20 protein-coding genes and 1 tRNA gene are annotated in these 22563 nt (G+C 63.3%); 3 read left to right on the plus strand and 18 right to left on the minus strand.

Going from position 1 to position 22563, the window contains the following annotated elements:
• Position 1: 1 nt before the first annotated feature.
• The 3 genes from DL899_RS16325 to DL899_RS16335 are packed head-to-tail and all read right to left on the minus strand — an operon-like array spanning position 2 to position 2024.
• On the minus strand, positions 2-574 hold the full coding sequence (locus tag DL899_RS16325; RefSeq protein WP_111735419.1) for a peroxidase-related enzyme: 573 nt from the start codon (positions 572-574) through the stop codon (positions 2-4).
• Positions 571-1305: a GNAT family N-acetyltransferase gene (locus DL899_RS16330; protein ID WP_111735420.1), complete on the minus strand. Its 735-nt coding sequence runs from the start codon at positions 1303-1305 to the stop codon at positions 571-573. Before DL899_RS16330 ends, DL899_RS16325 begins: the two co-directional genes overlap by 4 nt.
• Complete coding sequence (locus DL899_RS16335; RefSeq protein ID WP_111735421.1) at positions 1302-2024, minus strand: competence/damage-inducible protein A; 723 nt, start codon at positions 2022-2024, stop codon at positions 1302-1304. The genes DL899_RS16330 and DL899_RS16335 overlap by 4 nt, the downstream gene beginning before the upstream one ends.
• A gap of 48 nt (positions 2025-2072) precedes the next feature.
• On the opposite strand from DL899_RS16335, the gene sfsA reads away from it, so the two are divergent.
• Positions 2073-2774, plus strand: a complete 702-nt coding sequence (gene sfsA / locus DL899_RS16340) for a DNA/RNA nuclease SfsA (protein WP_111735422.1) — start codon at positions 2073-2075, stop codon at positions 2772-2774.
• Positions 2775-2820: 46 nt separating this feature from the next.
• Positions 2821-3699: a type I methionyl aminopeptidase gene (map, locus tag DL899_RS16345; RefSeq protein ID WP_111735423.1), complete on the plus strand. Its 879-nt coding sequence runs from the start codon at positions 2821-2823 to the stop codon at positions 3697-3699.
• Between the two features lie 126 nt (positions 3700-3825).
• On the opposite strand, the gene DL899_RS16350 is transcribed toward map, so the two are convergent.
• The 12 genes from DL899_RS16350 to DL899_RS16400 form a co-directional block, all read right to left on the minus strand.
• Entirely contained in the window at positions 3826-5133 is a 1308-nt protein-coding gene (locus tag DL899_RS16350; RefSeq protein ID WP_111735440.1) for a short-chain fatty acid transporter, read from the minus strand.
• Between the two features lie 169 nt (positions 5134-5302).
• A complete protein-coding gene (gene rpoC, locus DL899_RS16355; RefSeq protein WP_420820994.1) occupies positions 5303-9541 on the minus strand; it encodes a DNA-directed RNA polymerase subunit beta' in 4239 nt (1412 codons plus the stop codon).
• A 14-nt stretch (positions 9542-9555) separates the two neighbouring features.
• Positions 9556-9921, minus strand: coding sequence for a hypothetical protein (locus tag DL899_RS19465; protein WP_162685612.1), 366 nt, complete (start codon positions 9919-9921; stop codon positions 9556-9558).
• Entirely contained in the window at positions 9918-14054 is a 4137-nt protein-coding gene (gene rpoB / locus DL899_RS16360; RefSeq protein ID WP_111735425.1) for a DNA-directed RNA polymerase subunit beta, read from the minus strand. The genes DL899_RS19465 and rpoB overlap by 4 nt, the downstream gene beginning before the upstream one ends.
• A 207-nt stretch (positions 14055-14261) precedes the next feature.
• Positions 14262-15347, minus strand: a complete 1086-nt coding sequence (locus tag DL899_RS16365; protein WP_111735426.1) for a glycosyltransferase — start codon at positions 15345-15347, stop codon at positions 14262-14264.
• A 144-nt stretch (positions 15348-15491) separates the two neighbouring features.
• The gene (gene rplL / locus DL899_RS16370; protein WP_111735427.1) at positions 15492-15875 is read right to left on the minus strand and encodes a 50S ribosomal protein L7/L12; all 384 of its coding nucleotides are present in this window, start codon (positions 15873-15875) and stop codon (positions 15492-15494) included.
• A gap of 75 nt (positions 15876-15950) precedes the next feature.
• Positions 15951-16469, minus strand: coding sequence for a 50S ribosomal protein L10 (gene rplJ, locus DL899_RS16375; RefSeq protein ID WP_111735428.1), 519 nt, complete (start codon positions 16467-16469; stop codon positions 15951-15953).
• 260 nt (positions 16470-16729) lie between these two features.
• Positions 16730-17428, minus strand: coding sequence for a 50S ribosomal protein L1 (rplA, locus tag DL899_RS16380; RefSeq protein WP_111735429.1), 699 nt, complete (start codon positions 17426-17428; stop codon positions 16730-16732).
• 1 nt (position 17429) lies between these two features.
• Positions 17430-17855, minus strand: coding sequence for a 50S ribosomal protein L11 (rplK, locus tag DL899_RS16385; protein WP_111735430.1), 426 nt, complete (start codon positions 17853-17855; stop codon positions 17430-17432).
• A gap of 158 nt (positions 17856-18013) precedes the next feature.
• Positions 18014-18547 (minus strand): transcription termination/antitermination protein NusG, encoded by a 534-nt coding sequence (gene nusG, locus DL899_RS16390; protein ID WP_111735431.1) that lies wholly within the window; start codon positions 18545-18547, stop codon positions 18014-18016.
• A gap of 186 nt (positions 18548-18733) precedes the next feature.
• Positions 18734-18931 carry a preprotein translocase subunit SecE gene (gene secE, locus DL899_RS16395; protein WP_111735441.1) on the minus strand — a complete coding sequence of 66 codons (198 nt, stop codon included), beginning with the start codon at positions 18929-18931 and terminating at the stop codon, positions 18734-18736.
• A gap of 113 nt (positions 18932-19044) precedes the next feature.
• On the minus strand, positions 19045-19809 hold the full coding sequence (locus DL899_RS16400; protein ID WP_111735432.1) for a hypothetical protein: 765 nt from the start codon (positions 19807-19809) through the stop codon (positions 19045-19047).
• Positions 19810-20153: 344 nt separating this feature from the next.
• Here DL899_RS16400 and DL899_RS16405 point away from each other — a divergent pair, with 344 nt between their 5' ends.
• Positions 20154-21476: an aspartate aminotransferase family protein gene (locus DL899_RS16405; protein ID WP_111735433.1), complete on the plus strand. Its 1323-nt coding sequence runs from the start codon at positions 20154-20156 to the stop codon at positions 21474-21476.
• Positions 21477-21485: 9 nt separating this feature from the next.
• Here DL899_RS16405 and DL899_RS16410 read toward each other — a convergent pair.
• From DL899_RS16410 to DL899_RS16420, 3 genes are all read right to left on the minus strand, one after another.
• Positions 21486-21561 (minus strand) — tRNA-Trp (locus DL899_RS16410).
• Positions 21562-21665: 104 nt separating this feature from the next.
• Positions 21666-22352: a CatB-related O-acetyltransferase gene (locus DL899_RS16415; protein ID WP_239494739.1), complete on the minus strand. Its 687-nt coding sequence runs from the start codon at positions 22350-22352 to the stop codon at positions 21666-21668.
• Between the two features lie 95 nt (positions 22353-22447).
• The coding region (locus DL899_RS16420) for an EF-Tu C-terminal domain-related protein (RefSeq protein WP_162685598.1) at positions 22448-22563 on the minus strand (116 nt) is incomplete at its 5' end.

A 22563-nucleotide genomic window follows, 5' to 3' on the forward strand; every position in this document is an offset into this window, starting at 1 on the left:
TTCAACGCGCCTGAGCGTGGTATTCGGGGTTCGGGCGCATGCCCGTGGCGCTGGCCATCCGGTTGGACATCGAAAAGAATCCCACGACGCTCGCAATGTCCCAGATGTCACGGTCAGTGAAACCGGCGTCGCGCAGCGCCTGGCGGTCGGCCTCTTCCACCTCGGCGCTGGCCTTGACCACCTTTTCGGCAAAGACCAACATTGCATGCTGGCGGGCGTCCAGATCGGCCATGCGCCAGTTCATCACCATCGCCTCGCCCAGTTCGGGCTTGCCCGACAACTGACGCACGGCGGCACCATGGGCGACCTGGCAATACCAGCAGCGGTTGATCGACGAGACCATCACCGCGATCATCTCGCGTTCCAGCTTGGACAACCCGCTTTCACCCAGCATCAGGTCGTTGTACATCGCCGTGAAGGCGTCCAACTTGGCCTGATCAAAGGCATAGGCCCGCAGCACGTTGGGTACCATCCCCAGCTTTTCGTCGCACAGATCGAAATATTTCTGCATCTCCGGCGGCAGCGGATCGAGTGCAGGCAGGTTTAGGGCGGTGGGCTGGGGGGCTGGGGTCATCTGGCGTTTTCCTCCGTGGCTTTGCGGTAGTGGTACTGTCCCACAACCTCCAGCCCGAGGGAAGAGCAGAGCGCGTTGGACCCTTCATTCGCCTGCGTACAAAGCGCGGCCAAGTGGGTGCCGCCCCGTTCGGCGGCCCAGAACGCCGCCTGCCGGCACATCAGCGCCGCCATCCCCCGGCGGCGGCAATTCACCGCCACTTCCACCGCGTGCATCATCGCAACGCCTTTGTGCAGCGCGACAAAGGCGGTGGCGGCCGGGGCATTCCCGTCCCGGCCCAGCATCGATTTTTTCGGCACCTCGACCCGTTCCATCACGGCCAGCCGTTCCGGCCCGATACCGCCTGCCGCCCAGATCTCGCGCTGGATCGCCAACGGCTCCCACCCGGCAAAGACCCGCGCCAGAGGTATCGGCTCTTCCATCAGCGGGCGCAGCGGCCCCAGGCGGAGATTGACCGGATCGACCAGGTCATAGCCCTGCTCCGCCAGCATCGCGTCAAGCGCCGCGTCACCCTGCCGGATCATGAACAGCGGCGTCTGCCCCAGCCCGCGCATCGCCGCCTCGGCCTGCGGCAGGTCAGCCTCTGTCACCGGGCCGGCGGCAGTGGCCGCGGAAACACGACTGCCCCCGTCCCGCCCCTCGCGGATTGTCCATGGGCCAACCCGTGTCATCGAAGCGGGTGCCCAGGTGGCATCTATTGCGTCATAGAGCATCGTGATGTCGTGGGTCATTCTGAAACAAGGTCCTTCAATTCGGCCATCGCCGTGTCCAGCCGGGCGGCATCGCTGCCGCGGATCACCAGTTGGGTGCCAAATGCGCCCTCGCGTTGAAACGGGTATGACCCCATCGACAGGTCTGGATAACGCGCCGCAAGGTCGCGCAGCGGGGCGGCGACATCACCCTCGGGGCGCATCACCGTCAGGGATTGCGACAGCACCGGCGCGCCGCCCGTCAGGCGTGGCAGCAGGCCCTGCAGCATCGCCTCGAAGATCGCCGGCACCCCGGCCATGACATGCACGTTCTTCAGGCTGAAGCCGGGGGCGATGCTGATCGGGTTGTCGATCAGTTCCGCCCCATCGGGAATGCGCGCCATGCGCAGGCGGGCTTCGTTCAGTTTCTGCCCGGTGCGGGCATAATGGGCCTCGAGCAATGCGCGCGCATCATCGCGCACGCCGATAGGTGCGCCCAGGGCGCGCGCCACGTTATCGGCGGTGATGTCGTCATGGGTGGGGCCGATCCCGCCAGAGGTAAAGACATGGGTATAGGTGGCGGATAGCTCTCTCACCGCGTTGACGATCGCGTCGGGATCATCCGCAATAACGCGGGCCTCGCGCAGGTTGATGCCGTGACCGGTCAGCGCCTTGGCCAGGTAATGCAGGTTGGAATCGCGGGTTCGGCCGGAAAGGATTTCGTCCCCGATGACAAGCATGGCGGCGGTGGGGTTTGACATGTGCGGGCTTTCTTGAACGGGTCTCCCTGTCGGTATAGGCCGGGTTTCATGCGCTTTCAAACCCCGCTCGAACCTGCCATCCTAATCCGTCGCTACAAACGCTTCCTGGCCGACATCCAACTGCCCGACGGAACAGAGGCGGTGGCGCACTGCCCGAACCCCGGCTCGATGATGGGGCTGGCGACGCCCGGCACCCGTATCTGGGTCGAGCCCAACACCGACCCGCGCAAAAAGCTGAAATGGCGCTGGCGGCTGGTCGAGCATGAAAGCGGCGATTTCACCTCTGTCGATACGGGCCTCGCCAACCGTTTGGTGAAAGAGGCGCTCATCGCCGGCGAGATCGCGGAATTCGCCGCCTATGACACCATCCTGCCGGAGCAACGCTATGACGGGAAAAGCCGCATCGACTTTCTGCTGCGCCACGCCGGGCTGCCCGATGTCTATCTGGAGGTGAAATCGGTCACGCTGTCGCGCACCCCCGGCCTGGCGGAGTTTCCCGACAGCGTGACCGCGCGCGGCGCGCGACACCTGGGCGCGCTGGCGCGGATGGCACAACAGGGGCACCGGGCGGTGCTTCTGTATCTTGTCGGGCGCACCGATGCGCAATCGGTGACCGTCGCCGCCGATATCGACCCCGCGTATGCAAAGGCATTCACCGACGCCCGCGCCGCCGGGGTCGAGGTATTGGCCTACGGCACCCGGATTGCACCGCAGGGGGCCACGCTCGGGGCCGGATTGCCACTGGAATAGACGCTCGCCTCTGGCCCTCAGGCCGGTTTCTCCCTAAATAGGGGGGATGAAACGGCTATTGGGGCGCGACGTGAACGAGCAGCACCGCGGACGTCAGACACGAGACGGTATCCGCATCCACGAGACAGAAGATTTTGCCGGCATGCACAAGGCCGGGGAACTGGCGGCGCGCATCCTCGATGCGATGGCCGAACATATTCACCCCGGCCAGACCACCGGAGAGCTTGACCGTATCATCGAGGAAATGGTCAACGACGCTGGCGCAAAGTCGGCCACCATCGGCTATAAGGGCTATCGCCACGCCAGCTGTATCAGCGTCAACCATGTCGTCTGCCACGGCATCCCCGGCAGCAAGCTTCCCAAATGGAAGAACGATACACACCCACGCACGGATGACACGCTGAAAGACGGCGACATCCTGAACATCGACGTCACCGTGATCGTCGATGGCTGGTATGGCGACACCAGCCGGATGTACGTGGCCGGCACGCCCAAACCCTATGCAGTCAGGCTTATGCAGGTGACCCATGACAGCCTGATGAAGGGGATCGAGGCGGTTCGTCCCGGCAACACTTTCGGCGATATCGGCCATGCCATCCAGACCTATGTCGAAGAACAGAAGATGAGCGTGGTGCGCGATTTCTGCGGTCACGGGCTGGGGCGGGTCTTTCACGCACCGCCCAACGTGCTGCATTATGGCCGCCCCGGCACCGGCCCGGTGCTGGAAGAAGGGATGTTCTTTACCATCGAGCCGATGGTCAATCTTGGCCGCCCCGAAACCAAGGTGCTGGCCGATGAATGGACCGCCGTGACCCGCGACAAGTCGCTTTCGGCGCAGTTCGAGCATTCCATCGGGGTAACGGCGGACGGCGCCGAGATATTCACCCTGTCGCCCGCCGGACGGTTCCACCCGACCTGGGGGTGACAGGGCGGGTGAGGCTGACAGGCTTTCGGCCGGTTCCCGGTAAATGACAACGGCCCCGGCGACAGCTTGTCACCGGGGCCTTTTTTCTTGCTTTCCTGCGCCCGCGGGTGCGAGCCAGGCAATCGGTCAGAGGAACGTCAGGCCGATCGAGATGATGATGCCCGACAGGATCAGGTGCACCATGCAAAAGCCCATGATGTCCTTGGCCCGCAGGCCGGCAATGCCAAGGATCGGCAGCGCCCAGAACGGCTGTACCATGTTGGTCCAGGCATCCCCCCAGGCGACGGCCATGGAGGCGCGGGCGAGATCGGCGCCAAGAGCCTCTGCCGCGGGCAGGATCACCGGGGCCTGCACGGCCCACTGACCACCACCCGAAGGCACGAAGAAGTTGACGATCCCGGCCGAGATGAAGGTCCAGAACGGCAGCGAGTAGGATGAAGCCAGCCCAACCAGCCCTTCGGAGATGCTGGCGGCAAGGCCCGATTTCACCATGATCGCCATGATGCCCGCGTAGAAGGGGAACTGGATCACGATCCCCGCGCCGCCCTTGACCGCTTCGTTGAGGGCGTTGAGCAGGTTTCGCGGGCTGCCGTGCAGCAGGATCGCCAGCGTCAGGAACAGGAAGTTGATGACGTTGAGCGACAGGCCGCTGCCAGAGGCGAAATGCTGGATCAGCCAGACAAGGCCTGCAACCCCCAGGAGGATGGACAGCACATAGCTGTTTTCCATCTTTTCGGCGGGGGTGGTGGATTGGGGTTTCGTATCGTCGTCCCTGGCCAGAAGTGCGGGATCGACAAGAACCGTATCTTTTTCGCTCGGCATCATCGCGCGGTTCACGAACGGCACGACGATAAAGAGTGCCACGACAATGGCGAGGTTATAGAACGAAAAGATCGTCTGCGATGTGGGCACGATGCCGGTTACATCGACGAACGGGTGCCCCTCGGTCGCAATGGAAAGCGGGATAGACCCGGCGAGCCCGCCATGCCAGACGATGAAGCCCGAATAGGCCGAGGCCACCAGCAGGCGATAATCGACACGAATGGTGCGCGCCAGCTCACGGGCAAAGAGTGCGCCCACGACGAGGCCGAAACCCCAGTTGATCCAAGACGCGGCAAGCGAGACAACGCTGACCAGCAGGATTGCGCCGCCCGGGCTTCCCGCCATTCCGGCAAGGGCCGAAAGACCGCGGCGCACCAGCGGCGTCGAGGCCATCATGTAGCCCGTGACCAGCACCAGCAGCATCTGCATCGAAAAGGACAGCAGCGACCAGAAGCCATCGCCCCACATGGTGACGACTTCAAGCGGGCCGCTCCCCTGGGTCAGCACGGCGGCAAGGCCGGCGACAAGGGTAAGAACCAGCACAAACACGAACGGGTCGGGAAGATAACGGTCAACAAGGCGGACCATAGGGCGCGACAAGAAACCAAGCATCGGAACCTCCTCCTGTTCCATAAGAAGTTGACGCGGTGCCGATATGTACCATTTCCGGTGGCTAGTCGGCAAGCCACTACCATATGTTGCCGCAACAACGACAGGGAGCATGCAAAAAAGGCCCCGCCGGATGGCGGGGCCTTTCCCTGTCTTTTCTTGAAAGCGTGCCTTACTCGTCGCGGCTTTCCTGGGTGTCGATCAGGTTGTCGAACTCGTCCCCGCCGACCACGTCGTCGATTGTCGGCTCTTCCGGCGCCGCAAGTGCTGCGGCGGCTTCGGCCTCTTCGCGGCGGGCCTCAATGACCACGTTGTCGCGGGTCTGCGCGATCTGGCGGACCTTCATCGTCGCCCCGCCGGTACCGGCCGGGATAAGACGGCCGACGATCACGTTTTCCTTGAGGCCGACCAGCTTGTCACGCTTGCCCTGCACCGCAGCCTCGGTCAGCACGCGCGTGGTTTCCTGGAAGGACGCGGCCGAGATGAACGAACGTGTCTGCAGGCTGGCCTTGGTGATGCCCAGCAGGATCGGCTGACCCTGCGCCGGACGCTTGCCGCGGGCAGCGGCCTTTTCGTTGGCCTCTTGCAGCTCGATCTTGTCGACATGTTCGCCCTTCAGCAGCGTGGTATCCCCACTATCGAGGATCTCCCATTTCTGCAGCATCTGGCGAACGATAACCTCGATGTGCTTGTCGTTGATCTTCACGCCCTGCAGGCGATAGACCTCCTGCACCTCGTCGATCATGTATTCGGCCAGCGCCTCGACCCCCATGATCGCCAGGATGTCGTGCGGCGCGGGGTTGCCGTCCATGATATAGTCGCCCTTTTGCACATAATCCCCTTCCTGAACCGGGATGTGCTTGCCCTTGGGCACCATGTATTCGACCGGCTCCAACGTGTCGTCGGCGGGCTCGATGGTGATGCGACGCTTGTTCTTGTAGTCGCGCCCGTAACGCACGTAACCGTCGATCTCGGCGATGATCGCGTGGTCCTTGGGACGGCGCGCCTCGAACAGTTCGGCCACACGCGGCAGACCACCGGTGATGTCCTTGGTCTTGGCACCCTCACGCGGAATGCGCGCGACCACGTCGCCGGCTGCGACCTCCTGACCTTCCTCGATCGACAGGATCGCGTCGACCGACATCGGATAGGTCACCGGGTTACCGGCATCGTTGCGCACCGGCTCGCCATCGGCGTCGAGGATCAGGATCTCAGGCTTGAGCTCGTTCCCCTTGGGCGCGGCGCGCCAGTCGGTCACGATCTTCTGGGTCATGCCGGTGGCATCGTCGGTCACGTCGCGCACCGAAACGCCGGTGGCCAGATCGACGAACTTCGCCGTACCGCCCTTTTCGGCCAGGATCGGCAGGGTGTAGGGATCCCATTCGAACAGCTTGTCGCCGCGCTTGACCTTGTCACCGGCCTTGACGAACAGCTTGGTGCCGTAACCCACCTTGTGGCTGGCCAGTTCCGCCCCGTTCTCACCGGCAATCGACAGTTTCATGTTCCGGCCCATGACCAGGGTTTCGCCAGAGGAGTTCTCCAGCGTCTGCTCACCCTCGAAGACGATCGTGCCTTCCTGGCTGGCTTCGAGGAAGGACTGCTGACCACCCTGTGCAACGCCGCCGATGTGGAAGGTCCGCATCGTCAGCTGTGTGCCCGGCTCGCCGATGGACTGCGCCGCGATGATGCCCACGGCCTCGCCGATATTGACCATCGTGCCGCGCGCCAGGTCGCGGCCATAGCACATGGCACAGACCCCATCCTCGGCCTCGCAGGTCAGCGGGCTGCGGATGCGCGCGGTCTGAACCGCGGCCACGTCGATGATATCGGCCGTGCGTTCGTCGATCAGCTCACCGGCGGTGACCAGCACCTCGCCCGTGGCCGGATCAACGATATCCTCGGCCGCGACACGGCCCAGGACACGTTCGGCCAGGGTCGCCACGACCTCGCCGTCGTTGACGGCGGGCTCGGCGGTGATCGCGCGGTCAGTGCCGCAATCGTGCTCACGCACGATGCAGTCCTGCGCCACGTCCACCAGGCGACGGGTCAGGTAACCCGAGTTCGCGGTCTTGAGCGCGGTGTCCGAAAGACCCTTCCGCGCCCCGTGGGTGGAGTTGAAGTACTCCAGCACGGTCAGACCTTCCTTGAAGTTCGAGATGATCGGCGTCTCGATGATGTCGCCGTTCGGCTTGGCCATCAGGCCGCGCATGCCGCCCAGCTGCTTCATCTGTGTGACTGAGCCCCGAGCACCCGAATGCGCCATCATGTAGACGCTGTTGGGTTCCATCACGGCGCCGTTTTCACCGATCTTTTCGGCCGAGATGGTGTTCATCATCGCCTCGGTCACCTGATCGTTGCATTTCGACCAGGCGTCGACAACCTTGTTGTACTTTTCGCCTTGGGTGATCAGGCCGTCCATGTACTGTTGTTCGAAACCCTTGACCTGTTCGCGGGTGGCCTCGACGATCTCCCATTTCTGCTCGGGGATGACCATGTCGTCCTTGCCGAAGCTGATGCCGGCGCGGAACGCTTCGCGGAAGCCCATGGTCATGATCTGATCGCAGAAGATCACGCTCTCCTTCTGGCCGCAGTAGCGGTAGACGGTGTCGATGACCTGCTGCACCTCTTTCTTGCGCAGCAGGCGGTTGACCAGTTCAAAGGGCGCCTTGACGTTCATCGGCAGCAGCGCACCGATGCGCACGCGGCCCGGCGTCGTCTCGTAACGCTTGATGACGGTGTTGCCCTCGTCGTCGACCTGCGGCACGCGCGCGGTGATCTTGGCGTGCAGGTGCACCTCGCCCGCGTCAAGCGCGTGCTGCACCTCTTCGATCGAGGCAAAGACCATGCCTTCGCCCTTCATGCCGTTGCGCATGATCGAGGTATAGTAGAGCCCCAGAACCATGTCCTGACTGGGAACGATGATGGGCGCGCCGTTGGCCGGGCTGAGGACGTTGTTGGTGGACATCATCAGCACCCGCGCCTCTAGCTGGGCTTCGAGGCTGAGCGGAACGTGAACCGCCATCTGGTCGCCGTCAAAGTCGGCGTTGAAGGCCGAACAGACCAGCGGGTGCAGCTGGATCGCCTTGCCTTCGACCAGCACCGGCTCGAACGCCTGGATGCCCAGACGGTGCAGCGTCGGTGCCCGGTTCAGCATAACGGGGTGTTCGCGGATCACCTCGTCCAGGATATCCCAGACCTCGGGGCGCTCTTTCTCGACCAGCTTCTTGGCTTGCTTCACGGTGCTCGACAGGCCCTTGGCCTCGAGCCGAGAATAGATGAACGGCTTGAACAGTTCGAGCGCCATCTTCTTGGGCAGGCCGCACTGGTGCAGTTTGAGTTCGGGGCCGGTCACGATGACCGAACGGCCCGAAAAGTCGACCCGCTTGCCCAGAAGGTTCTGGCGGAAGCGGCCCTGCTTGCCCTTGAGCATGTCCGACAGCGATTTCAGCGGCCGCTTGTTGGCCCCGGTGATCACCCGGCCGCGGCGGCCGTTGTCAAAGAGCGCATCGACCGATTCCTGCAGCATCCGCTTTTCGTTGCGCACGATGATGTCGGGCGCGCGCAGCTCGATCAGCCGCTTGAGACGGTTGTTGCGGTTGATCACCCGGCGGTACAGATCGTTGAGGTCCGAAGTGGCGAACCGGCCGCCATCCAGCGGCACCAGCGGGCGCAGTTCGGGCGGGATGACAGGAATGACCGTCATCACCATCCATTCCGGGCGGTTGCCGCTTTCAAGGAAGCTTTCGACAACCTTCAGCCGCTTGATGATCTTCTTGGGCTTCAGCTCGCCCGTGGCCTCGGCCAGGTCGGCGCGCAGGCGCTCGGCCTCGGATTCCAGGTCGATGTTCGCCAGCATCTCGCGGATCGCCTCGGCGCCGATATTGGCGGTAAAGGCATCCATGCCATAGGCGTCCTGGGCATCCATAAACTCTTCTTCGGTCAGCATCTGACCGTAGGTGAGGTCGGTGAGGCCCGGTTCGATGACCACGTAGTTTTCAAAATAGAGCACGCGTTCCAGATCACGCAGCGTCATGTCGAGCATCAGGCCAATGCGCGAGGGCAGCGATTTCAGGAACCAGATATGCGCGCAGGGCGCGGCAAGCTCGATATGGCCCATGCGCTCGCGCCGGACCTTCTGCAGCGTCACCTCGACACCGCATTTCTCGCACACGACACCGCGGTATTTCATCCGCTTGTATTTGCCGCAGAGGCATTCGTAATCCTTGATCGGCCCAAAGATGCGGGCGCAGAACAGGCCGTCGCGCTCGGGCTTGAAGGTACGATAGTTGATGGTCTCGGGCTTCTTGATCTCGCCGTAAGACCAGCTGAGAATACGCTCGGGGCTGGCCAGAGACACCCCGATTTCATCGAACACCTTGGCCGGCGCGTTCGGGTTGAACGGGTTGTTCATCAGTTCCTGGTTCATTAGGAGTCCTTTCCAGGCTCAGGGCAATTGAACTCATAATAGTTCTGCCCGAAGTAATTGAACGCGTGTTTGAGTTGCGTTTTGTCGGCCGTGCTGCCTTTAGGCAAGCCGCACATTTCGTTCGCTGCAACCAACGCCTTCTGCTCTGGGTTTGAAACAAAGTGCATCGTGTCAACAGTCAGTGGCGTGCTCCGATCAGGTCGTGGGTTCCAATGAGGAGCGGGTTCCCATTCGCGCACTAAAGATAACTTTCCGTCAGGCGACAAACGAAAATCGCGCCCCTCATCGTAATCCGTAACTGTTACGGCACAGCCGGAAACGAAGGACGCAGCGGCAACAACTGGAGCAAGCCCAATCATTTTCACTCTTCCTCCTCCGCGTCCAGGAGTTCCATGTTCAGGCCGAGGCCACGCACTTCCTTGACCAGCACGTTGAAGCTTTCGGGCACGCCGGCCTCAAAGTTGTCCTCGCCCTTGACGATCGACTCGTAGACCTTGGTTCGCCCGGCGACGTCGTCGGATTTCACCGTCAGCATTTCCTGCAGGGTGTAGGCCGCGCCGTATGCTTCGAGCGCCCAGACCTCCATCTCGCCGAAACGCTGGCCACCGAACTGCGCCTTGCCGCCCAGCGGCTGCTGGGTGACCAGGCTGTAGGGGCCGGTCGAACGGGCGTGGATCTTGTCGTCGACAAGGTGGTGCAGCTTGAGCAGGTACTTGACGCCCACCGTAACCGGGCGGGCGAACTGCTCGCCGGTGCGGCCATCGAAAAGTACCGATTGCCCCGACTCGTCAAAGCCCGCGCGCCTGAGCGCGTCGTTGACGTCTGCCTCCTTGGCGCCGTCAAAGACCGGCGTGGCGATCGGCACCCCACGGGTGACGGTGCCTGCGGCCTCCAGCAGCGTGTCCTCGTCCATGCCCTTGATGCCCTCTTGATAGACATCGTCGCCATAGGCCAGGCGCATCGCCTCGCGCACGGGCGTCATGTCACCCGAGCGGCGGTACTCCTGCAGCGCCTCGTCGATCTTGAGACCAAGACCGCGCGCCGCCCAACCCATATGGGTTTCAAGAATCTGGCCGACGTTCATCCGGCTGGGCACGCCCAGCGGGTTGAGGCAGATATCGACCGGCGTGCCATCGGCGAGGAACGGCATGTCCTCCATCGGCACCACCCTGGATACGACACCCTTGTTGCCGTGACGCCCGGCCATCTTGTCGCCCGGCTGCAGCTTGCGCTTGACCGCGATGAAGACCTTTACCATCTTCATCACCCCCGGGGGCAGGTCGTCGCCGCGGCGGACCTTTTCGACCTTGTCCTCGAAACGCGCCTCGAGCGTGCGCTTTTGCGCCTCGTACTGCGAGTTGAGCGCCTCGACGATCTGGGCGTCGCCTTCGTCCTTGAGCGCGAGTTGCCACCACTGGCCGCGCGAAAGCGTTTCCAGCAGATCCTCGGTGATCTCGGAGTTGGACTTGACGCCCTTGGGCCCCTTGACCGCCACCTTGCCGATCAGCAGGTCCCTGAGGCGCGCATAAATGTTGCGCTCGAGGATCGCCAGTTCGTCGTCGCGGTCACGGGCAAGGCGTTCGACCTCTTCCCGCTCGATCTGCAACGCGCGCTCGTCCTTTTCCACCCCGTGGCGGTTGAACACGCGAACCTCGACAACGGTGCCGTAATCGCCCGGCTTGACCCGCAGCGAGGTGTCGCGCACATCGCTGGCCTTTTCGCCAAAGATGGCACGCAGCAGCTTTTCCTCGGGCGTCATCGGGCTTTCGCCCTTGGGGGTGATCTTGCCCACCAGGATGTCGCCCGGCTGCACGTCGGCGCCGATATAGACGATGCCGGCCTCGTCGAGGTTACGCAGCGCCTCTTCACCCACGTTGGGAATGTCGCGGGTGATCTCTTCCGGCCCCAGCTTGGTGTCGCGGGCGGCGACCTCGAATTCCTCGATGTGGATCGAGGTAAAGACGTCGTCACGCGCGATACGCTCGGAAATCAGGATCGAGTCCTCAAAGTTGTAGCCGTTCCAGGGCATGAAGGCGGCGATCACGTTCTTGCCCAACGCCAGTTCGCCCAGGTCGGTCGACGGACCGTCGGCGATGACCTCGCCCTTGGTGACGGTCTGACCCACCTTCACCAGCGGCTGCTGGTTGATACAGGTGTTCTGGTTTGAACGCTGGAACTTGCGCATGCGGTAGATGTCCACCCCCGGATCGCCGATCTCGAGGTCCTCGGTGGCGCGGATCACGATCCGCTGCGCATCGACCTGGTCGATCACCCCGGCGCGGCGCGCCAGCACCGACGCACCCGAATCGCGGGCAACAATGCCTTCTATCCCGGTGCCCACCAGCGGCGCCTCGGAGCGCAGCGTCGGCACCGCCTGCCGCTGCATGTTCGAGCCCATCAGCGCGCGGTTGGCGTCGTCGTTTTCCAGGAACGGAATAAGCGACGCCGCGACCGAGACCAGCTGCTTGGGCGACACGTCGATCAGGTCGACCTGTTCCGACGGGGCCAGCATGTATTCGCCGGACTGACGGGTGTTGACCAGGTCGTTGACGAACTTGCCGGCTTCATCGAGCGTGGCGTTGGCCTGGGCCACCGTGTGGCGCATTTCCTCGGTGGCCGACAGATAGATCACCTCGTCGGTCACCTTGCCGTCCTTCACCTTGCGGTAAGGCGTTTCGATAAAGCCGTACTTGTTGACCCGCGCAAAGGTGGCGAGGCTGTTGATCAGGCCGATGTTCGGCCCTTCCGGCGTCTCGATCGGGCACATCCGACCATAGTGGGTGGGGTGCACGTCGCGCACCTCGAACCCGGCGCGTTCGCGCGTCAGGCCGCCCGGCCCAAGCGCCGACAGGCGTCGTTTGTGCGTCACCTCGGACAGCGGGTTGGTCTGGTCCATGAACTGCGACAGCTGGCTGGAGCCGAAGAATTCACGCACCGCGGCCGCCGCCGGTTTGGCGTTGATCAGGTCCTGCGGCATCACCGTGTCGATCTCGACGCTGGACATGCGTTCCTTGATCGCGCGTTCCATACGCAGCAGGCCGACGCGGTACTGGTTTTCCATCAGTTCGCCCACCGAACGTACCCGGCGGTTGCCAAGGTGGTCGATGTCGTCGATGTCGCCCTTGCCGTCGCGCAGATCGACCAGCGCCTTGATGCAGGCGACGATGTCTTCACGGTCCAGCGTGCGCTGGGTGTCGGGCTTGTCGAGGTTCAGGCGCATGTTCATCTTGACGCGGCCGACCGCCGACAGGTCATACCGTTCTGAGTCGAAGAACAGCGTGTCGAACAGGGCCGAGGCCGCCTCTTCGGTCGGCGGCTCGCCCGGGCGCATGACGCGGTAGATGTCCATGAGCGCGGTAACGCGGTTCATGTTCTTGTCCGCAGCCATGGTGTTGCGGATGTAGGGACCGACATTGATGTTGTCGATGTCCAGCACCGGGATCTCGGTGATGCCGGCCTCGATCAGCTCCATGATCGTGCCGCCGATGATTTCGCCTTCCTTGTCGCGCTCGATCGTCAGCTCGTCGCCGGCCTCGACATAGATCGCGCCGGTTTCCTCGTTGATGATGTCACGGGCGACAAACTTGCCGGCGATCTGTTCGAAGGGCAGCAGCAGTTCGGTTACCTTGCCCTCGTCGATCAGTTTCTTGACCGCGCGCGGGGTGACCTTCTTGCCGGCTTCGGCGATCACTTCGCCGGTCTTGGCATCGACCAGGTCAAAGGTCGGCCGCGTGCCGCGCACCCGTTCGGGGAAAAAGCGGGTGACCCAGCCCTTCTTTTTCTTCAGCTTGTAACCGACGGTCTCGTAATAGGCATCCATGATGCCTTCCTGGTCGAGCCCCAGCGCATAGAGAAGCGTCGTCACCGGCAGCTTGCGCCGGCGGTCGATGCGGGCAAAGACGATGTCCTTGGCGTCGAATTCGAAATCCAGCCACGAACCGCGATAGGGAATGATCCGGCAGGCGAACAGCAGCTTGCCTGACGAATGCGTCTTGCCCTTGTCGTGGTCAAAGAACACGCCGGGCGAACGGTGCATCTGGCTGACGATGACCCGTTCGGTGCCGTTGACGATAAAGGTGCCGTTGGGTGTCATCAGGGGCATGTCGCCCATAAAGACATCCTGTTCCTTGATGTCCTTGACCGACCGCGCGCCGGTATCCTCGTCGATATCGAACACGATCAGCCGCAGCGTGACCTTCAGCGGCGCGCTGTAGGTCATGTCGCGCTGCATACACTCGTCTACATCGTATTTCGGCTTTTCCAGCTCGTAATCGACGAATTCCAGAACAGCGGTCTCGTTGAAATCCTTGATCGGAAAGACCGACTGGAAAACACCCTTGATGCCTTCGCCGTCCTGAGGTTCGGGCTGATCGCCGGAATTCAGGAACAGATCATAGGATGATTTCTGCACCTCGATGAGGTTCGGCATTTCCAGAACTTCACGGATCTTGCCGTAATATTTGCGAAGACGTTTTTGGCCAAGGTAGGTTTCGGGCATGGGGTACGCGCGTCCTTGTCTGGTTCTCGCGCCACCGTTCGGGCTGGGACGGGCCCGGCGACGGCGCAGACTGGGGGTCAGTGCGGATCCATTCCTGAGGCGTTGCCCATAACGCCTCGCTCGATCCGCCGGGCTGACCTTCCGAAACGTGCAGCACCTGCACGTTCGGGAAGAGCATCCCGATTGGGGGGGTATCGTGTCGTCAGATCATGCGACCGCCTCCGCCCTGTTGCCACCAGCGGCCGCCCCAAGGCGGGCCTCGATCCCGCGCCATGCGGACAAAACGCTTTCCTCGAAGCGTTCGCGCGAATAGCGGCGCGAAATGACGTCCGACGCGGTCTTGCGCATCGTATCCAGCCGCGCCGGGTCGCGGTCGTATTCGGCCACGGTCGCGCGCACCGCCTCGATCAGGGCCGGGAAATCCGAATCCGGCACCTTGATGCCGGTCTCGGCGGAGAAATACTCTTCGCCGCCCACGCCGGCATAGCCGATCACGATGCAGCCCGCCTTCATCGCCTCTGCCGGCGGCAGACCGAACCCCTCGCGTTGCGAGAACGACAGGAACACCAGCGAGTCGCGGAACATCCCGACCAGTTGCTCGGGCGCAAGGCCCGACATCTCGACGATTTCCCAGCCTTGCAGCTCGGGCAGGTCCCGCAGGGCCGCAACGACGAACGCCGCCTCTTCGGGCCGCTTGCGCGGCATAAAGGCGATCTGGCGCTTCTTGCCCTGCGCATAGGCCAAGCCGGGCTGCGCGACATGCAGCGTGATCCGTTCTGCCGGGGCATCCATGACGTGTTTCAATGCCGCGGCGCTGGCCTCGGACGTGGCGAAGCCCGCCGCGACACGGCCAAACGCGGCGCCGTCGTCATCCCAGTGGCGCGCCAGCGCCAGCCCCTGCGCATCCTGCGCCGCCAGCACAATCCGGTTGTCGGGATAGACGCGCGCGACCTCGGTCAGGCAGAATTCGGGCGAAACGAACACGTCGTCGGGGCGGGGACGGCGCAGCGCGTTGACCGCGTGGCCCAGGCGCGCCGACCATCCCGAAAATTTCTTTTTCAGCCGCGTCAGGCGCCGTTCGAACGGGTTGATCAGCGACGCCAGCGCCGGGTCGTGATAGGCCGGGCCGTCATAGGGCCAGAAATCATAGGCATAGCCCTGGCTGGCATAGACCGGCGCGGCATCATAGCCGGCGCCGCGCAGCACGCTCACGATCTGCAACAGCACGTTTATCCCGCCGACGGGCGCGGACGCCTCGGGCAGGGGAAACAGGTATGTGCGGCTACTCGTCATGGGTCTTGCGTCGTTCCCCTTGCCCCGCCCGGAACCCCGTGTCCGATGAGAGGTCTTCTCAAGCACAAAAAAACGCCGTAGCGTTTTGTACAAACGTCTTGTGCCGGCGGCGCGGGACGTTTGGCCCCGCGCCGCCGGTTATTGTCACTTGAGCTCGACTTCGGCGCCGGCTGCTTCCAGCTTGCCTTTGAGCTCTTCGGCTTCCTCTTTGGAAACCTGTTCCTTGACGGCTTTGCCGCCGGCCTCGACCAGTTCCTTGGCTTCTTTCAGGCCAAGACCGGTGATCGCGCGGACCTCTTTGATGACGTTAATCTTCGACGCGCCGGCCGATTTCAGGATCACGTCGAATTCGGTCTGCTCTTCGGCAGCACCGCCACCGGCACCGCCGTCGGCAGCACCAGCAACCATCACAGCGCCGCCGGCGGCGGGCTCGATGCCGTACTCATCCTTAAGGATGGTTTTCAGTTCTTGTGCCTCGAGAAGGGTCAGACCCACGATCTCTTCGGCCAGTTTTTTCAGATCAGCCATTTTTCAGCTCTTTCCGTTTGTAAGATGTGTTCCAACGTCGGGCGGGCAGCCCAAACGCGGATCGTTCCAGTTGCCTTATGCCGCTTCGGCCTTCTCTTCGATGGTCGAGAGAATGCCCGCGATATTCGCGCCCGGCGCGCCAATGGCCCCGGCAATGTTCGCGGCAGGTGCACCGATGCAGCTTGCGATCTGAGCAATAAGCTCTTCGCGCGAGGGCATCTTCGACACCGCCTCGACACCGCCACGATCCAGCGCCGTCTCACCCATTGCACCGCCAAGGATTTCAAACTTGGGATTGTCCTTGGCGAACTTCTCGGCGATCCGGGCGGCTGCCACGGGGTCTTCCGAGAAGGTGAGCACGGTCATGCCCGAGAGGTATTCGGCAATGCTTTCGCACGGCTTGCCCTCAAGGGCGATCCTGGCGAGCCTGTTCTTGGCGACGCGCACGGAAGCCTCCGCATCGCGCGCACGCGCACGAAGGTCCTGCATTTCGGCAACTGTAAGACCCGCATAGTGGGCAACCACTACGACGCCAGAGCTTTCAAAGATCTGGCCGAGTTCCTCGACCACTTTCTCTTTCTGGGCTCTATCCACAGTTTCACTCCAACAATGGAGGGGGTTTCCCCTCCGGCTCCTTGTTTTCCCCGGGGTATTTTCCGGAGTTCGGGTCCTTTTATCCGGGTCCCGAGACCAAGATCACCCGAGGGCGAACCCCGGCGTGACATCTCAAACTCGTTCCCCGTCTCAGGAAGGAATTAATGACCCGCATATCCGGGCCAACCCTCCGTCTCGGACAGGACGGGGCCGCTGACGGCCCCGCCATTCGCCCCGGGCCGAAACCCGGGACAAATTCCTTATTCCGACGCGGCGTTGCTCACGTCGATGCTGACACCCGGCCCCATGGTCGAGGTCAGCGAGATCTTCTTCATGTAGGCACCCTTGGCGCCGCTCGGCTTGGCCCGGTTAACCGCCGTGACAAAGGCACGAACGTTCTCGACCAGTTGGCTTTCATCAAAGGAGGCCTTGCCGATGCCCGCATGGACGACACCGCCCTTGCCGGCCTTGAACTGGACCTCACCGCCCTTGGCGGCCTTGACGGCGTCGGCCACATCCATCGTCACCGTGCCGACCTTGGGGTTCGGCATCAGGTTGCGCGGACCGAGAACCTTGCCCAGCCGACCGACGATCGGCATCATGTCAGGCGTGGCGATGCAGCGATCGAATTCGATCGTGCCGCCCTGGATGGTTTCCATCAGGTCTTCGGCCCCGACGATATCAGCGCCGGCTTCGCTGGCCTCGTCGGCCTTGGGGCCGCGGGCAAAGACCGCAACGCGGACCTGTTTGCCGGTGCCGTTGGGCAGGCCGACGACGCCGCGCACCATCTGGTCGGCGTGGCGGGTATCAACGCCCAGGTTCAGCGCAATCTCGATTGTTTCGTCGAATTTCGCGGTGGCGTTCGCCTTGATCAGCGCGACGGCCTCTTCGACCGTCAGGTTCGTTTTGCCGGCCAGGGCCTCGCGGGCGGCGCGGGTGCGTTTTCCGAGTTTTGCCATCTTACTTCACCTCAATGCCCATTGACCGCGCGCTGCCCTGAATGATCTTCATGGCAGACTCGACGTCGTTGGCGTTGAGGTCCTTCCACTTGGCCTCGGCGATTTCGCGCAGCTGTTTGGGGCTGACGGTGGCCACGGTTTCGCGGCCCGGCGTCTTGGAGCCGGATTTCAGCTTGGCCGCTTTCCTGAGATAGTACGACGCCGGCGGCGTCTTGATGTCCATCTCGAACGACTTGTCCTGGTAATAGGTGATGACGGTCGGGCAAGGCGCACCGGGCTCCATGTCCTGCGTCTTGGCGTTGAACGCCTTGCAGAATTCCATGATGTTGATCCCGCGCTGACCCAGCGCCGGCCCCACGGGCGGGGACGGGTTCGCTTGGCCTGCAGGCACCTGCAGCTTCATCTTACCAGCCAGTTTCTTGGCCATCCGGCCTCTCCTTTTTCCAACATCCACGGGGCGCGCCCCGCAGTCTTTCAGGTTGTGTGGTCCGGCCCGGGCATCGCGACGCCCCTGCCTCCCACTGTCACGGCCCGGCAGCCCGGGCATTGCATGGGGCGCGCGTCACCGCCGCCCCGACCCGTCGGTCACGTCTGTTTCGTGACCTGCGTGTATTCCAGCTCGACCGGGGTTTCCCGGCCGAAAATCGACACCATCACCTTGAGGCGCTGGTTGTCGTCGTCCACCTCTTCGACCATGCCGTCGAAATCCTCGAACGGGCCGTCGTTGACCTTGACCCTTTCGCCGATCTCGAACGAGATCAGGGTGCGCGGGGCATCTTCACCCTCTTGCACGCGGTTGAGGATGGCGTTCACCTCGGCATCGCGCATCGGCATCGGCCGCCCCTGCGGCCCCAGGAAACCGGTGACACGGTTGATCGAGTTGATCAGGTGATACCCGCGATCCGACATTTCCATATGCACCAGCACATAGCCCGGCATAAAGCGGCGCTCGGCGGTCACCTTCTTGCCGCGGCGCACCTCGATGACCTCTTCGGTCGGCACGAGAACCTCGTCGATCTCGTCCTCGAGGCCCTGTTCGGCCACGGATTGCCTGATCTGCTCGGCGATCTTCTTTTCGAAGTTCGAAAGAACACTGACCGAGTACCACCGTTTCGCCATTGTCGAACCAAATCCTGTCAAGTCCGGTCTGCGCCGGAGGTCTCTACCTGTTTTCAGGCGCTTAGCCCGGGTCCGCCCAAACGAAAATCGGCGCGCAACACGAATCGCCGCGCGCCAAGGGTCGGAGTAACGCGTGGCCTATCGCCAATTTTGCAAGAATTCAAGGGGCTGTGCGGAAATTTTCGATCACCCGAAAAAGCCAAGCACCCCTTGCAGCCCGGTACGGATCAGCAGATCGACAAGCGCAAAGAAGATCGCCGTCAGCGTGGCCATGATGAAGACCATAACCGTTGTCAGGACCACCTCACGCCGGGTTGGCCAGACGACCTTGGAAATTTCCGAACGGGTCTGCTGGATGAACTGAAGCGGGTTGGTCTTGGCCATGTGCATTGCTGCCCTGATCTGCATTCGCCTGTCGCGGGGACATACGCGCATGCCCGCACAAGTTCAAGTGTCGAAGGCATCGGCGGCACCCGGGGCCGCAGACTGTGTTGCCCTCAGCCCATCCCGGGCGAAAGCGGCTCGGACAGATCGGGCCACGCCAGCCGGTCGGCCAGGCCGGCCGGCAGCAGGTCAAGCACGCGGTCGACGCCGACGGCGGCACGGTCGGCCACGCGTCTCAGCCGTTCGGCCGTCCGGGGGTGACGGCTGGCAAAGCGCCACCAGCGTCCGCCGGCGACGGCACGGCGCAGCATCAATGTGATGCCAACCCCGGACCCGATCAGCAGCAACGCGGCGACACCGATCATCATCGGCCACAGCAGCGTGGCCAGCAGCAGCGCCAGCGCAACCCCGTGAACCGGGCGCAGGCGCGCCAGCAACCCGTCGCGCGCGTCCTCTTCCGCGCCCAGCACCGAGCCTTCGAGCAGGGCAGCGCGCAGCCGGACTTCGTCCGGGTCCTTGCCATCCGCCTCCGGCGTCTTCGCGCGTTCACGCGTTGCAGCTATTGGCTGTTCATGCGCCGCAGCCTTTGGTCCGCGCGCCGCAGCCCTTACCCGGGGTTCGGCCTGTCGGGGTTCGCGCATGGCGACGTCGGGTTGCGCCGGGGCGGCATGGCATGGCTGGGTCTGTACCAGGGGCGGCGCCAGAACGCCCTCTCCCTCGACAGCGGGCGTCTTGCCCAGCAGCTTTCCAATCATCAGCTCGGCATTCTTCTGCGCGATCTCGTCGGTCAGTGCATCGGGCGGCGGCGGGCTTTGCAGCTCCTCCGAGTCATGGGGCAGATGTGGGTTCGGTCTGTTCACGACAATATACCTGGTCATGGCAACGCTCTTTCGAACCGTTCCGCCACCGTCTGGGCCCGGATAAATCGGCCGGCCCACGGCGTGGAAACGAAGGTTTTTTTGCGTTTCAATTATGGCAAAACGGTGGCGAAAGCCGAGGGTTTGTCATGTTTTGCGGCTTTGGAACGCCTTTTCGCCGCAATTCGGGAAACAGTTCAAACCGGACCAAAATACTGTTTCCAAAACCCGAATTTCGGCCTGCCGGCCCCGCACCCCGACCGGCCCGCCGGCAGACCTGATTCGCAGCCTTCAGGTGGCCTTGACAACCGCTCAGCGCCGGGTCCCACTGGGGTATCTCCGCCGAAGCCAGGGACGCGGTTGCCATGAGCCATATTTTCCCCCGCCACTGTCACACCGACCTGCCCACCGCTGTGGGGGGCGATGGCTGTTTTCTGATCGACGCCGACGGCAAGCGCTATTTCGACGGCTCGGGCGGCGCGGCAGTGTCATGTCTGGGCCATTCCAACGTCCGCGTGGCCGAGGCGGTGCAAAACCAGGTGGCCGACCTGGCCTTTGCCCATACCGGGTTCTTCACCTCCGAACCGGCCGAGGCGCTGGCCGATCTGCTGATCGCAAACGCGCCGGGGCGGCTGGACCGGGTCTATTTGGTCTCGGGCGGGTCCGAGGCGGTGGAGTCGGCCATCAAGCTGGCGCGGCAGTATCACGTCGAGCAGGGCGAGCCACAGCGCCGCCACCTGATCGCCCGGCGCCAAAGCTATCACGGCAACACGCTGGGCGCGCTGTCGGCCGGGGGCAACGCCTGGCGGCGGGCACAGTTCGCGCCGCTGCTGGTCGAGATGAGCCATATCGCCCCCTGCTATGAATATGCCGAACGAACGCAGGATGAGACACTTGCCGAATACGGCCACCGCACCGCGCAGGAACTGGAGGATGAAATCCTCAGGCTGGGCCCCGACACGGTAATAGCCTTCATCGCCGAGCCGGTTGTCGGCGCGACGCTGGGCGCGGTGCCAGCGGTCGAGGGCTATTTCACCCGCATCCGCGAGATTTGCGACCGATACGGCGTGCTGCTGATTTTGGACGAGGTGATGTGCGGGATGGGCCGCACCGGCCATCTTTTCGCCTGCGAGGCCGAGGGCGTCGCGCCCGACATCCTGTGCATCGCCAAGGGGCTGGGCGCCGGCTATCAGCCGATCGGCGCGATGCTGTGCACCGACAATGTCTATGACACCATCTGCCAGGGAACCGGGTTCTTTCAGCACGGGCACACCTATCTGGGCCATCCGGTGGCCGCCGCTGCCGGGCTGGCGGTACTGAGCGAACTGGTCGAACGCAACCTGCCCGCACAGGTGCGCGAACGCGGCACATATCTGCAATCGTTGCTGCAGGCGCGATTCGGCCAGCATCCGCATGTGGGCGACATCCGCGGGCGTGGCTTTTTCTGGGGGTTGGAATTCGTCGCTGACCGCGACGGCAAGACGCCCTTCGCACCGGAAAAGGGCGTCGCCGGCAAGCTGAAGAAGGCCGCTTTTGCCGAGGGGCTGATCTGTTATCCCATGCCGGGCACGCGCGACGGGCGGGTGGGCGACCATGTGCTGCTGGCCCCGCCCTTCATCGCCACCGAGGCCGAGCTTGACGACGCCATCGGCCGGCTGGGCCGGGCGCTCGACAAGGCGCTGACATGATCTGGGAATTGGCAGGGGCAGCAGGGTTCGAACCCGCGACCTACGGTTTTGGAGACCGTCGCTCTACCAGCTGAGCTATACCCCTAGAAGCCGGGCTTTCATTTACTTGCGCACCCGTATCATTGCAAGGCCGATCTCGCGCGACCTGTTCCGCCTTTTGCTGGTTGCACCGCCCATTCTGCGACGGCCCTAGCCAGCGGCGGCACGCTCCAGCGTCGGCAGGTCGAAACCGCAAATCGCCGCCTCATGGGCAAGAACGCGGTCGACCGGCCAATCCCACCAGGCGATCTTCAAAAGGCGGTCGATGGTTGGCGCGCCGAAACGCCGGCGGATGCATCGTGCCGGATTGCCAGCCATCACCGCATAGGGCGGCACCTCGCCCGTCACCACCGCCCCCGCCCCGATGATGGCACCGCTGCCGATACGGGCGCCGGCCAGCACCCGCGCGTTCCGCCCCAGCCAGACATCGTGCCCCACAACCGTGTCTGGCCCCGGGCCGGGCATCGACGGGCGCGGCACACCTTCGGTTGCGGCGCCGCCGAAGATCGCAAAGGGGAAGGTGGAAAACCCGTCACGCCGATGATTTGCCGAAGCGGTGATGAATTCCACCCCATGCGCGATCTGACAGTATTTGCCGATAATCAGCCTTTCGGGCGAGAAATCATAAAGATAGGGCGCAAGCCGCTCGGCCCAGTCCGCCGACGGGCTGTCGGCACTGGCATAGCTGTAATCGCCAACCTCTATCCGCGGGTGCCGGATTGCCGCGCGCAGAAAGACGGTGCTTTCATGTGCCGTACCATCGGGCAGGCAGACGGGATGGCGCGTATCTGGCCGTGGGAAATCGCCGGGCATATCCAGCCCCCCTTTCCTTTTCATTCTGCATGCCGCCACCGATGCCCGAACGCAAGAGGCCGCCCCCAAGGGAGCGGCCCCGATTGCATTTTTCCTGGCGCCTGTCGGCGCCTTCAGCGTCACTCGATGATTTTCGAGACGACGCCCGAGCCGACGGTGCGGCCGCCTTCGCGGATGGCAAAGCGCAGGCCCTCTTCCATCGCGATCGGCGCGATCAGCTCGGCGGTGAACTTCA

It is taken from the genome of Roseovarius amoyensis, assembly GCF_003260265.1.
GTDB lineage: Bacteria > Pseudomonadota > Alphaproteobacteria > Rhodobacterales > Rhodobacteraceae > Roseovarius > Roseovarius amoyensis.

Excerpts from the sequence above, each read along its gene's own strand:
- DL899_RS16325 (WP_111735419.1), bottom strand. The coding sequence starts at position 574 with ATGACCCCAGCCCCCCAGCCCACCGCCCTAAACCTGCCTGCACTCGAT.
- DL899_RS16330 (WP_111735420.1), bottom strand. The coding sequence starts at position 1,305 with ATGACCCACGACATCACGATGCTCTATGACGCAATAGATGCCACCTGG.
- DL899_RS16335 (WP_111735421.1), bottom strand. The coding sequence starts at position 2,024 with ATGTCAAACCCCACCGCCGCCATGCTTGTCATCGGGGACGAAATCCTT.
- sfsA (WP_111735422.1), top strand. The coding sequence starts at position 2,073 with ATGCGCTTTCAAACCCCGCTCGAACCTGCCATCCTAATCCGTCGCTAC.
- map (WP_111735423.1), top strand. The coding sequence starts at position 2,821 with ATGAAACGGCTATTGGGGCGCGACGTGAACGAGCAGCACCGCGGACGT.
- DL899_RS16350 (WP_111735440.1), bottom strand. The coding sequence starts at position 5,133 with ATGCTTGGTTTCTTGTCGCGCCCTATGGTCCGCCTTGTTGACCGTTAT.
- rpoC (WP_420820994.1), bottom strand. The coding sequence starts at position 9,541 with ATGAACAACCCGTTCAACCCGAACGCGCCGGCCAAGGTGTTCGATGAA.
- rpoB (WP_111735425.1), bottom strand. The coding sequence starts at position 14,054 with ATGCCCGAAACCTACCTTGGCCAAAAACGTCTTCGCAAATATTACGGC.
- DL899_RS16365 (WP_111735426.1), bottom strand. The coding sequence starts at position 15,347 with ATGACGAGTAGCCGCACATACCTGTTTCCCCTGCCCGAGGCGTCCGCG.
- rplL (WP_111735427.1), bottom strand. The coding sequence starts at position 15,875 with ATGGCTGATCTGAAAAAACTGGCCGAAGAGATCGTGGGTCTGACCCTT.
- rplA (WP_111735429.1), bottom strand. The coding sequence starts at position 17,428 with ATGGCAAAACTCGGAAAACGCACCCGCGCCGCCCGCGAGGCCCTGGCC.
- rplK (WP_111735430.1), bottom strand. The coding sequence starts at position 17,855 with ATGGCCAAGAAACTGGCTGGTAAGATGAAGCTGCAGGTGCCTGCAGGC.
- nusG (WP_111735431.1), bottom strand. The coding sequence starts at position 18,547 with ATGGCGAAACGGTGGTACTCGGTCAGTGTTCTTTCGAACTTCGAAAAG.
- secE (WP_111735441.1), bottom strand. The coding sequence starts at position 18,931 with ATGGCCAAGACCAACCCGCTTCAGTTCATCCAGCAGACCCGTTCGGAA.
- DL899_RS16400 (WP_111735432.1), bottom strand. The coding sequence starts at position 19,809 with ATGACCAGGTATATTGTCGTGAACAGACCGAACCCACATCTGCCCCAT.
- DL899_RS16405 (WP_111735433.1), top strand. The coding sequence starts at position 20,154 with ATGAGCCATATTTTCCCCCGCCACTGTCACACCGACCTGCCCACCGCT.
- DL899_RS16415 (WP_239494739.1), bottom strand. The coding sequence starts at position 22,352 with ATGAAAAGGAAAGGGGGGCTGGATATGCCCGGCGATTTCCCACGGCCA.